This window comes from Clostridium sartagoforme, from assembly GCF_004794105.1.
GTDB lineage: Bacteria > Bacillota > Clostridia > Clostridiales > Clostridiaceae > Clostridium > Clostridium sartagoforme_B.
The window spans coordinates 436,881-449,764 of sequence record NZ_SRYR01000001.1 but is presented as its reverse complement, the minus strand read 5'-3'; the positions used below and the strand labels follow the sequence as shown (position 1 = coordinate 449,764).

Here is a 12,884-nt window from a genome sequence, read left to right as displayed (position 1 = left end):
TACACATCTCTTCTTTAAAAGAATATAAGGAGCTGTCGCACAATGAAAAATTAATTAGGGCTGTTTGTGCAACAGCCCCTTTATTTTTATTTGTTAACTATGCTCTTATTCTTTTTATTTACTAGGAGTGATCCGCCAGCCCCTACAGCTATTATGGCCATTAATAATATTAACATTGTATTGTTTCCACCTGTCTCAGGTAGATTTTCTTTATTATTATTATTATTATTATTATTACCAGGTTCATTTACACTTGGAGGATTTGGCTTATCAGTAACAGGTTTTTCTTCGCCTGGTTTTTCTCCTGGTTTAGGGTCTTCCCCTGGATTAGGATTTTCTCCTGGTTTCTCTTCTTCTTTAACTTCATTTACAGTAACCTTAACTTCTAAAATAGTTGTTTCTCCTTGGCTATCCTTTACTTCATAAATAACTTTATAATCTCCAGCCTTATTTAAATCAACACTATTTTCTATAACTTTAATCCAACCAGTTATATCTCCATCTTCATTATCTATGGCTTTAACATCTTTTAATGGATTAAATTTATCTCCTACATTTAAAGTTACATTACCAGCACTTATAGTTGGTGCTGTATTTTTTCCTACTTTAATTCTTCCTTCAATAGAATAATCAACATTACCTATTTTTCTAATATAAGATTCTAAAGCTTCTTCAAGTGACTTATATTCATTTATTGTTGGAGCATTTGAGAAGTGTGGATATTCATCTCCACCTACAGACATAAAGTCATTAGTTGCAACTACATATAACTTATCCATCTCTATAGGCCTTCCATTTACAGTTATTCCAACTATTCTATTTCCAGCTTCTCTAGTTTCATCAAAGACAAAGTTTACTCCTGAAACATGAGGGAAATGTCCTGCAGGCGCTGGATAAGCTTTTATTACATGTTCTAACACTTCTTTAATTTGCGCACCTGTTAATGCCTTGGTTACTATATAATTGCCAAATGGAAGAACCTTAACTATTTCTCCTTTAGTTATTTCTCCTTCATCGATACTATCACGTATTCCACCACCATTAGTAATAGCTATTTCTGCTCCTGTTTCATCTAACATAGCATCTGTAATTAAGTTACCTAAATTAGTTTCTTGAGTTCTTGAATATTCTCTAGCTCCTTCTAAATGAACCATAGAGTTTCCAATAACCTGTGATAAAAATTCACTTTGCTCGGCATCTATATCTTCTATCTTATCTAAAACTTTTTTATCACCTTCAATATTAGTTGTTTCAGATTTAGATATTAAACTTGCCTTTTTAGTTACTATTTTCTTTGATTCTCCATCTACAGTTATAACTACTTTTCCTAAGTTATTTTCATATTCTCCAGTGCTAGCTATTAAAGTACCATTTTTAGTAGTAATTCCTTCCTGTAATGTGCTATGACTATGTCCATCAACTATTACATCTATTCCATCAACTTCATCAGCAATCATTGTAGATACTACTTCACTAGACTCATCTATACCAACGTGTGCTAATGCAACTATTACATCTACGCCTTTAGCCCTTAGCTCTTCTACTTGCTTTCTTGCAGCTTCTACAGGATCTGCAAAATCAATTCCTATAACATTGTTAGGATTAGTTTTATATGCAGTTTCTGGTGTTGTTACCCCAAATATACCAACCTTAATTCCTGCTACATCTTTAATTACATTTGAATCAATTAAATTATCATTACCTTTCATTACATTTGATGAAATAATTGGGAAGCCATTTTCTCCTTCAGCAGATAACTTACTTAATTCTAGCAATCTTTCATATCCATAGTTAAAATCATGATTTCCAGGAGACATAGCATCATAACCTGCTAATTTCATTAATGAAACTATATCCTCACCCTTCTTTAATGTTGCAAAAGGTAATCCATGAAGGGTATCACCTGCATCTAGTAAAAGTGAATTTATAGTATTATTTTTAATTGCTGATATTACATCAATTCCAATTATACTACTATCTTTCTTAACTCTTCCGTGACTATCATTTGTATGGAATAATGTAATATCTATATCCTTAGCTTTTACCTTTTCTATTTCACCAGAATCTCTAACTCTTAATCTATGCCCTTCTGGATCTTCAGATGCAAGACCTATTGCAGATATATTATCTAAAGCTTTAATTCTAAATTTCCATTCATCATCAACGCCAGGATTTTTGCTACTTCTAACATACCCTTCTACATATACTCTTGATTCGCCAGAACCATCATCAACAAATATATTTTGTCCTTCAATTCTTGTAACCTTTCCCTCTACCTTAACTAAAAGACCTTCTTTTTCTTCTAGCATACTATCCTTAGTAGTTAACTTAGTAGGCTCTACTAAGTTAATGCTGTTATCTATTATCTCAACATCAGAATTTTCATTATTTATTGCTATTTGAGCATCATTAAGGTATGAAGATACTTTTCCTTTAATTCTGACCTTTTGCCCAAGCTTAATATCTAAATTAGAAACACCAAAGACTGTTAATCCAGCTGTTTCATCTTGAACATAAATTACATCAAAGAATGAATTTCCTGGTGCTGCTGCATTTGAAGCTGCAGTAACATAACCTTCTACAACTACTGTTTCTCCAAATCTATCAGGTGTGTTATCTTGATTTTCGTCTACCCTAACATCAGCTATTTTACTTACAGGTATCTCGTTTAAAGGTGCTAATTCCCTTAAAGCTTTTTCTGTAATTTGATAATTAGAATAATCTAATCCATCCATTTCAAAGTTTGAAAAGAATGTTGCCCCAGAAACGAATACTTTAGTCCCACTACTTAGGGTTTCAACGGCTAAAGCTGTAACTTCACCCTTACTAACTGGAGTATTGTCTCCTTGTTTATCAGCATCATTTCCATAAGTTGTTTCATGTCCCTTAACTAATACATCTACATTAGACATATCACTTGGCATTACTAATGTTGAACCACTATAAAAACTATACTTTTTACTAGTATCAATTCCATTTAACCATGGACTATCAGTATTATAATCATCAAAGTATAATCTATATTCTTGACCTCCATTATTATCCATATCAGTTGCTTGGTCATCATTGAATCTAATTTTTGCACCAATTGATTCAAGTACTGAATTACCTTGAGCTGCATTTCCGTACTCACCTTTTGCATCTCCATAATCAGCCTTAGAAGTAATTATTAAGTTACCTCCCCTATTCACAAATCTAGCTATTGCCTCTAATTCATTTTCACTATATTTCTGAGGTGATAAATCGTAATCCTTCTTTTCTACACTTTGAGGATCTGAAAGTATTAATAAAGATGCTCCTTCTAGTACCTTATCTGTTATTTCATCCTTATTAATAATTGCCTTTATCTTATTTTGTCCCATTAGTGCTGTCAAAGTACTTATTTTATCTTTATAATCACCAGTAACATATTGATTTTGATGTGCTCCATCAATTACAACTTTAGATATTTCATTTTCAGCTAATACTTCTATATCAATTGAAGATTTAAATTCTTTTAAAACTCCATTTATTGTTGCAGAAACCTTTACTACAAATGAAAAATTCCCAGCCTTATCAAAACTATAAGGTAGCTTTGCAGTAACAGTTCCCCCTGCTACTATACTATCTATAACCTCTGATTTTATTGGTTCTTCTTCATTATTTTTGAAATATTCAACATTAATATTATTTATTGCACTACCTTCATTATTGTATATATTAGTTTCTATATTAAAAGTTTCACCTGCTATAATGACATCTCTATCTTTATCGACTGTAGATATTCCAAAGTTCTCTCTTTCTCCAACCCATACTGGTGCTGTTACAGCTATATCCTTATCAGCCTCTTCTACTCTTACATAATAATAAGAACTAGTTGACTTATCTAAAGTGAATTTCCATTCCTTAGTATTAGAATTAACATTGTCTATAGAGTTTACTACTTTCCCACCATCACCAATAATAGATATTTTCTTAATATTATCTCCATTATCAAGATCTTCGATATTAATATTAAAATCTAAATTATCTGTTTTAGGTAAGATTGATCCCATTGTATTACCATTTACTTCATAAGAAATTCTAAGGTTTTCATCTTCTGTTGCATAAGCTCTTCTATTTCTTATAGCATCATAGATACCATCCCTAGTAAGTTCTGAAGCTTCAATAACAGTCCTACCTGTATTAGCATTTCCCCATTTTCCTTTATGATTATCTTGATTATTACTTGGTGCTAAATGCCATCCCTTATCTAATGCTCTTGTGTAATATTCATAAGATTGGAAATATCCAGAACTTCTAATTTCTCCTTCTCCATTTCCAACTTCTATTAAGTTAATAACATTATCTATATCTTTATCATAATATGCAAAATCGCCAAAGTCACCAAAGGTCTTTCCTGGATGATTAAATTGTGCTAATGATTGTTGTTGAGTCTTTAACACATTATAATAGGCTTGTAAGTTCATCTTATTATTACTTCTACTTTCAAAACCTTCAGTATTAAAGGTATTAATATGACCATATCCTCCAGTTGAACCAGACCAAGTCATTTCATACCCATAAATTGCTACAAATTCTCCATTTACATTATATTTGTTAGCTGCATCTTTTCCAGTATTCCACTTTGTACTTGCTGATCCATCTGTGATATTAGCTTTTGTATCATTATCAAACCAATTTGAATGATCTGTAATTGCTAAAAAGTCAACACCTGCAACATTATCTGCATATTGATATGCCTCATCAACTGTTCCTGTTCCATCTGATAAATTAGTGTGAGAGTGTAATTGCCCAAAATAAAGATTCTTTTCTACTTCTCCAATTGTAAAACTCCACTCTTTTTCTGATAAGTTTCCAAGCTTATCTTTTACTTCAATCTTAACAGTATGCTTACCATCTTCTAAGTCCTTATCTACTTGGTACTTAATTATACTGTCATTAATAACTGCACTTACAGCCTTAGAGTCTAAATACATTTTAACTGAAAGTAAGTCAATTCCTGATTCGTCAGTAATATCAGCTTTAATTTCAGGTCTTCTTATACTTCCTATGTTTGAACTTTCTATCGGATATACATTAGTTATTTCAGGTCCTATTTTATCTGTAGCTTTCTTAACACTTACTTTAGTTTCTGAATATATGTTATCTTTTACAGTTGAGGTTACTTTTATTGTAGTTTCCCCTTCTTTAATTCCAGTAATATTACCTTCATTATCAACTGTTGCAACTTCTGAATTTAAGCTTTCAAATTTAACTCCCTTTTCAGTAGTGTTCTCAGGCTCATATGCAATAGATACGCCCTTTTTTTCTCCTACTTCAATACTAATACTTGCGTCAGATTTTAAAGAAACTAACCCTACTATATCAGCTGAATATTCTGAATTTCTAGGAGTCGGCTCCTTTGAATAGAAATCATCTTCATTATTATCTGTGTCCCATCCATTAGTAACACCGTTTTCTGATCCATCATTATCCTTACGCTGAACACTTTTACTATTACTCATGCCCTTAGCAGTTTTTTCACCTTCAGATTCGTTAGCTACTCCAATCCCAACTAAATCTACTACAGTTCCATTGTTATCTATAATTCTTACCTTACAGTCTGTACCGCTCATTGCAATATTACCAATTACATCAGCTATAGGTAAATCTTCAGTTCCAGCACTACCTTTAGCTTCTTGAATCAAGAAATATCCTCTTGACTTTATTACTCCACTTAATTCAGTGTTATTTTGCTCACTAAAACTACCAGCTTTAGAGGCATATTGAATTCTCCATCCAGTTAAATCAATGTCCGTACTTGTCGGGTTATATAATTCTATAAAGTCATTTTTATAAGTTGCACCACCATTTCCACCACCGCCATAAACTTCACTTATTACTACATAAGTAGCAGTTTCAGCATTTGCTGGTTTGGCAGGAATAGTAACTAATCCCAGCATCATACTAAATGCTAAAAATAAACTTAACAATTTACTCTTTAAAAGTTTTTTCATTTTAATCCCCCTTAAATTAGTAATATTAATATTTTATATTAATTTTTAATCTATGCTTTCATAGGCATACCCCACTTCCTTATTCTTTAATGATATTCTAGCAATAAAATCACTATTTATAAGTTATATTTAAGTTAATAATCACTTTATATGTTAAATAAAGGTTACCCCGTTGTTAAATATGGTAATAAGAAAATTTTTTTGATGTCACTATCTTAATTTTATCATTTAATAATTGAAAATTTTGTAAAATTGTATAATCTTCTATATGATTATTTCCTTTGAAAACATCTTATTTTTACATAATAAATTTATATAATTGCTTATAATAAAAAAACGCTGATTTTCATCAGCGATTTTTTTGTTTTTTATATAAGTTGATTCTGTAATTACCTAATTGAAGTATATTACATATTAACTTCCTTAATTTAATGTAAAAAATCTATGGTAACTTATATATTATTTATTGTTATTTTCTTTTGATTTTTTATTTTTTAAGAATAAGAAAGCTCCAACTCCAACTACTAATATTGCTATAATTAAGATATAAGTTGGATTATTTCCACCAGTTTCAGGTAAGTTTGTTCCTTCTTCATCAGTATTACCACCTGGTAAAACTTCTGACGGTTTTTCTTCTGAACCTCCTGGTTCTTCTCCTGTACCTCCATCTTCACCCTTTGGAAGTACTGTTATTTCAGAGCTAGCTGTAAATCCTCCATCCTTTGTTGTAACAGTTATTGTAGCCTTTCCTTCTGATATCGCAGCTACTTTTCCATTTGCATCAACTGTAGCTATTTTTTCATCACTACTTGTCCAAGAAACTTCTTTATTTGTTGCATTTTCAGGTAAAATGCTAGCAATTAATTTTAATTCTTCATCTACCTTTAGCTCTCCTGAAGTTTTATCTAATGAGACTCCAGTAACCTTAATATCTTCTGGTTCTCCTCCTGTACCTCCATCTTCACCCTTTGGAAGTACTGTTACTTCAGAATTAGCTGTAAATCCTCCATCCTTAGTTGTAACAGTTATTGTAGCCTTTCCTTCTGATATTGCAGTTACTTTTCCATTTTCATCAACAGTAGCTATTTTTTCATCACTACTTGTCCAAGAAACTTCTTTATTAGTTGCATCTTCAGGTAAAATACTAGCAATTAATTGGAGCTCTTCATTTACTTTTAACTCTCCAGAAGTTTTATTTAATGAAACTCCAGTAACATTTATTTCTTCCTGACTACCATCTGTTTTATAGTTAATCTTCATTACTACATCCCTAGTTGCCTGAGAGGCTCTACCATCATCAGTGTACCAAGGTAAATTAATTGTCTCCTCTGTTGGTTCTATATGAATATTAAACTCGTTTAATCCTGGATTTAATTTAATACCTTCAACATATACATTTCCAAAGCTATCCATAGCATTAGGATATAAAGTATTAATATCTTCGCCATTTATAGTAAATTCAACTCCGTATGGAACTTTTGCCTTTAATGTAAATTCTTCATCTGTTGTTTCATATTCAATATTTTCTCCATAAGATATTCTAGGCATCGTAATTATCATTGGCATATCTACCCATCCTAATACATAATCATCAATAACCATTGAGTTACCTCCCTGATTTTGAACAGTTAATTTCATATTAGTATCTGTAGAACTATATGCCCAGTTACCATAATCTTCTGTGTCATTTGCTACACGACTATGACTAGTATATGATTCAGTATCCCATGATCCTCTAGTGTATTTATATTGAATACTCTTTCCTGCCATCATTTTAAATTTATATTCTACTACATCTCTTGATGTAGCTCCACTTGGTACATTTAACTTTCCACCTGATGCATTCCATCCATTAAAATCACCAGCTATATAGATGTCATCAGTAACAGGTGTATAATTTGGAATATGAAGTCTTAATGTTACATCAACCATAACTAAAGTCGGTGTTACATCCTTCTCTTCTGAATATGCTCTATTATAGAATTTATTATATGCTGCTACCTTATAAGAATACTTTTTGCCATTACTAACATCAAAATCAGTGTATTCTCTAGCTGATTTATCTAAAACAGCTACTTTAATATATTCACCATCTGCTTCTTTACGATAAACTTCATATCCTTCAACATTTTCTTCATTTGATGACCATTCAAGCTTTGCTCTATTAGATTCAACTAATATATCATTAAGAATAGGTGCTTCTACTACTAAGTTATCATCTTCATTTCTAATTGCCTTAAATTCTGATACCTCTGATTCTACATAAGTATCTCCTGAATTTGTTGTAGCCTTGGCATAGTATTTATAAATTCCTTCTTCCGTAGGCTCAAAGGATGCAAAGTAAATCTTAGTGCCATCTTCCTTTGAATCTTCTTTATATCTTAATTTAGTGCTATCTGCATTTTCTAATAAAGATCCATCTTTATAATACATAAGTCTAGCTTCAAAGTTTGGAATATCCTTTCCAGCATATTCATCATTGTCAGTTATTCCTGGTATAGAAACTTTAACAGTTATTTCATCAGTTTTATTCCCAATTCCAAGAATAACATCTTTAATAGAACTTGGTTTTGAAATTGATTTAATATTATATGAAGGAAGTGCTGTAACTGAATCACTAAATTCACTTTCTCCCCCATTTTTTAAAGCTGTAACATAATAATAGTATCTAACACCATTTTCTACATCTATATCTTCATAACTATTTTTATCAGAGCTTCCAATTAACTCTGAGCTTTGTCCTTCTAAATTTGTTCTATATATATTATATTTATTAGCTCCAGCTACTGGCTCCCAGCTTAATGTTACCTTTCCCTCTTCTGCAACTGCCTTTAAGCCTTCAACCTTATCTACCTTATTTATTTTATTAGTTGAAACCATCATTAATCCTGTCTCTGCTGGTATAGTTATTTTAATTTTACCACCTTCAACCTTAGCAGTAATATTTCCATATAACTCATCTTTTAATTCTAATCCATCTGGTAAAAAACCTGCTACATTTGCTTCTATTGTCTTATCAGAAGATTCCTTATTAATAACTAATAAACCACCTTTATCTTCGCTCTTTCTTGCATATGCTATAACATTTCCTTCTACATATGCACTATAAATATCTCCAGTTGCAAAGATATCTAAATTTTCATTTCTTACATTTGCAGCAGTTTTATATACATCAAATAAGCTTTCATACCTTCCAACTCCGCTATATTCTCCACTAACTTCAGATATTCTTTCCCATGGGAATGTTCTTCTTGAATCTGGATCCTTTGTACCAGTAACCCCTACTTCATCACCATAATAAATAGTTGGAGCACCTGCATAACCTAATTGGAATATTGCAGTTAATTCTTGTAGTTTTAAAGCTCTATCACTAGCTTCTGGAGCTATTTTTGTATTTTCTTCTTCCCAAGTTGGATTATCAATTTTAGTTATATTACGAACAGTATCATGAGAATCTACAAGGTTTAGCATTGCTTGCCATGCTTCTTTAGGATAGTTTTCCCTAATTGTTTCAAGAGCATTATTAAATGTTATTGCATCTCCATTAATAATATAATTTTGAAGTGCAGCCCTAAATTGATAATTCATAACTGAATCAAATTGATCACCTAATAAATAGTGAGTTGCAACACCCCATTCTTCTCCTAATATTACAGGGTCATCGATAATATTGCCATTTACATCTGTTCTTCCTGCTGTTGATTTAACGGATTCCCTAAATTTTTGCCATGTTCCTGTAGATACATCTGGAGCAACATCTAGTCTCCATCCACTTGCTCCCATCCACATCCATCTTTGTGATGCTGCAGTTTTCATCATTTCTTCTGCTTTTCCATCACTTAATGCTGATAAATCGTAACCTATAACATTTTCCCTATAATCAATGTTATTCCATTCATGATAACCATCTAAGGCTAAATCATCGCCTGCTTGTGGTTCCTTTGATTCCATTACTGGTAATGAATCATACCCCCACCAACCTTCATATTGATAATGCTGATATTTTTCTTCTAAGCTAATTCCATCCTTATCTTTAACTACCCACTTATTTTCAACCTTAAACCATGTTGTGTAATTAAAATCTTCTGGATAAGAGTATTTCTTACCTGTTAAAGGATTAATTTGACTTTCATATTCTTTAATAACTTCTTTTTCAGCATCTTTTTGTGCCTTTCCATCATTAACCTTGTCCCAAACTCTCTTCCAGTATTCATAAGCCCCAATTTCAGGATACTTTTCATATCTATCAAAGTAAATTGAATCATCGCCAACATGATTAAATACACCATCAGCAATAAGGTTAATTCCTACTTCATCAGCTGCATCTGCAAATGCTTGATAAACTCTATCTGAAGCTGCCCTAGTTTTTTCATAATTTAATCCTGAAGTTGGATCTCCATCCTTATTATAAATAGGTTCTCCAAACATAGGATCTAAATGCTTATAATCTGTGGCATCATACTTATGATTTGATGAAGCCCAAGCTACTGGATTTAAGTAAATAGCTGTAATTCCAATAGATTTTAAATAATCAAGCTTTTCTTCTAATCCTTGAATATCTCCTCCATAATATTCATTTGACCATACATCATCTGTTTTAGCATTAGGATAATATGGTTTATTTTCAGGAGTTGATTGTCTAGGATTTTCAGGGTAGTCACTCCAACTTCCCCAAACCTTATCTTTAGCTGGATCATTTTCTAATCCTCCATCAAAGTATTGAAGATCAAAAGGAACTATAGTTCCATCCTTCATAGTATATCCACGATAACCATCTATAAGTTTTGCTCTATTATTTTCTTTATTTCCATCAAAAAATCTATCTGGGAATATTTGATATACTGTAGCATTTTTCATCCAATCTGGAGTTTTATAATCTTTATCATAAACTGTTAAATTATATGGAAGTGCACCTTCATCAACTGCTGAGCCTGCACCTCCACTCATGCTATCATCACCATATTCAATTTTAGTTACACCATCTACAAGAATGAATTTATATCCCCATATACCAATGCCAATAAAATCTACTTTAGGTATTGTAACTTCATAGTAATCTGTTTCCCCTATGGTAGTTGCTTTTCTCATATCATAGTTTTTTGCTACTCCATTACCATCAGTAAGCTCAACCTTAGCCATTTGGACATCATTTTTTGCAACACCAATTCTAAGTGTTAAATCTTCTGATTCTTCTTTAATAGCTCCAAAAGGTTTTTTATAAGTTATACTTCTTGAATCAAATATTATCTTTGACTTATCTATAATTCCATCATAATTTCCTTCTTTAGGTGTGTAGTTATGTGTTAAATTCTTATTTCCCTTATAATCTATAGTAAATATTACATCATCTTTATCTAAAGTATTGATTATTAAATTATCATTTCCTGCACCATAACTTTCATCCCAATTTGGACCAAAAGCTACCTTAGCCTCAAATTTTCCTACTGGTAATTCTCTTTGAATCTTATAAATACTTCCATCGAAATAGTAATCTACAAACATTTGCTTTGCAGTTTCTGGTGACCAATCATTTTCTCCAAATACATGTTGTAAACTTCCAACTAACCTTGGCCATTTTTCATTACTTAATTCTGGAATATACTCTTTTAAATTATTAACTCCTGGAATATTAATTCGTGCTTCATTTAATTCATCATTAACATATAAATTAACTTTAGTTGTTTTTTCTAAATTAATTATAAAATTATTTCCATTATCAGAAAATCCATCCCAAGTTCCATTCTTTGCAATTTTAAATTCATGCTTTCCTGCTGGTAATACTACTGAATATTGATAAAATCCATCTACTAAATGCTTCATTTTAACTTCATTACTTGAATTATTCCAATTCCCAAACAAGCCAGGAATATACCAAGTATTATCACCACCATTTTGATTTATAAGCTCATCAGCTACTATATCAGATTCCTCAATTTTAGGTTCTAAATAGTAAGTTGTATTATCTAATTGTTTATAATAAACTTCTAAATTACCATTACAATCTAAATAGGCTAAATCTATAAATTTATCTCCACTATCTTTTGTCCAATCAGCCTTTCTAACTATAACTCCTACTTGTTTATCATTTTTAGTTATATTATTAAAGCTTAAATTCCCAATTCCACCATAATCATTGGTTTCACTAAAGTTCATTACTGTATCATCTGAACCCTCTTGTCCACCAACTACCCAGTTCCATAATTGCCAGCCCTCATAAATTTTATCTGATCTATTATAATTAACCTTAATATTAATCTTATCAAAGTCTTTATATAAATTTGTGTATTCTATATTCTTTGGTTCTGGATTATCCTTATCTATTTTTCCAGCAGTTACTATGACTTCACTAGGTCCCTTTGATAAGTCATATATAACATTAGAAGTTGCCTTTGCTTCCCACTCGCCTTTTCTTATAATAAATCCAAACTCATCATCATTTGGAACTTCCAGTACAGCAAAAACCCCTTGTTCATCTTCATGAGTAAAACTTACCTCTTTTCCTTCGTTTCCTGACCACCAAGCCCATATATTCCAGCCAGTATAGTCAGCATCATCTTTTAAAAACCTTATTTTCACCTTTTCTGTTGTAGCAGTATTAGCTTTAACAGCAATATTAGGTATAGGTATAAGTGTTAATAAAAACATTAATACTGTAAATATAGCTAGTTTAGACTTGTGCTTCAAAAAGCTATTTCCCCTCATAATAATAATCCTCCTTTTATTAAATTTTCAAAGAACTTAGAAAACGTTTCCATAATCTATATTAAAATCTTTTAAGGAAATATTTTCCATATAATATATATTAAATGATTATTATGTTTTTGTCCATATATTTAAATCCTCTTATAGAAACTTACAAAAATTTGAAATTTAAAATATAGTTTTACATTTTATAACACTATATAT

General features: G+C 31.2%; 2 protein-coding genes. Both read right to left on the bottom strand.

The genetic code is table 11. The features are described from left to right. Positions 1–86: 86 nt before the first annotated feature. Positions 87–5,978 carry a 5'-nucleotidase C-terminal domain-containing protein gene (locus tag E5347_RS01825; RefSeq protein ID WP_136004009.1) on the bottom strand — a complete coding sequence of 1,964 codons (5,892 nt, stop codon included), beginning with the start codon at positions 5,976–5,978 and terminating at the stop codon, positions 87–89. 459 nt (positions 5,979–6,437) lie between these two features. Next, positions 6,438–12,680, bottom strand: a complete 6,243-nt coding sequence (locus E5347_RS01820) for an Ig-like domain-containing protein (RefSeq protein ID WP_168354882.1) — start codon at positions 12,678–12,680, stop codon at positions 6,438–6,440. Between the last annotated feature and the right edge of the window lie 204 nt (positions 12,681–12,884).